Annotated in this window: 1 protein-coding gene; it reads right to left on the reverse strand. The window is 64.0% G+C overall.

Annotated features, from left to right (window positions below; all coding sequences use genetic code 11):
* A partial coding sequence (locus AC07WJ_RS37170; RefSeq protein ID WP_494939772.1) for an LLM class flavin-dependent oxidoreductase occupies window positions 1-995 on the reverse strand: 995 nt, incomplete at its 3' end.
* Between the last annotated feature and the right edge of the window lie 104 nt (window positions 996-1,099).

The raw sequence follows: 1,099 nt of genomic DNA on the forward strand, positions 1-1,099 counted from the left end.
GCGACATGCTTCAGAATGGCCTCGATCACATGGGCATTGTAGGCGACGCCGAGCTGGTTCGGCACGGTGAGCAACAATGTGTCGGCCTCGGCTATGGCCTCGTCTGCCTTCAATTCCATGATCAGCCGGTCGGGCTCCGCGGCATAGGAGCGCCCGAAAACGGCGCGCATATTGTCGATGATGCCGACCTGGTCGCTGGCATCGCCGCGCCCGAAATAGGCACGGTCGCGATCGTCCATGAGCGCGAAGATCGATCGGGACACCGACACGCGAGGCTCCCAGTCGTGGCCGGCCTCTTTCCACGCCTGCCTATAGCGGCGAATCTGCGTGGCCTGCTGAACGTGAAACGGCTCGCCCGTCTCATCGGCCTTAAGCGTCGAACTTTGCAGGTTCATGCCCTGCTGGGCCGCCCAAAGCGCGGTTGCGTTCGACGCCGATCCCCACCAGATGCGCCGGCGCAAACCCTCCGAATGGGGTTCGAGCCGCAGCAATCCAGGCGGATTGGGGAACATGGGGCGCGGGTTGGGCCGGGCGAAGCCCTCTCCCTTCAACAGATCGAGAAAGACTTCGGCGTGGCGTCGCCCCATGTCGGCATCGCTCTGTCCTTCGTCCGGGACATGGCCGAAATGACGCCAGCCGTCGATCACCTGTTCCGGCGAGCCGCGGCTGATGCCGAGCTGCAGCCGGCCATTGCTGATCAGGTCGGCGGCGCCCGCATCCTCGACCATGTAGAACGGGTTCTCGTAGCGCATGTCGATGACGCCGGTGCCGATCTCGATCCGGTTCGTTTTCGCACCAATGGCGGCGAGCAAGGGAAAGGGCGAGGCAAGCTGCTGCGCGAAATGATGGACCCTGAAATAGGCGCCGTCCGCGCCGAGCTCTTCGGCCGCCACGGCAAGCTCGATGGACTGCAGCAGCGTATCCCTTGCCGAGCGCGTCGCCGACTGGGACGAGGGCGACCAGTGCCCGAACGAGAGAAATCCTATTGTCTTCATCTGCTTCCTGGGCGCCGATGTGTGGCGCGATATCGGTCTTCCGCAAGCCCTTATATAGCCCGGCCGAACCGGCTTGATGCAATGGCGGCGTTGCCTTCCGGGGC

This window comes from Phreatobacter sp. GW821-FHT04C01, from assembly GCF_059420385.1.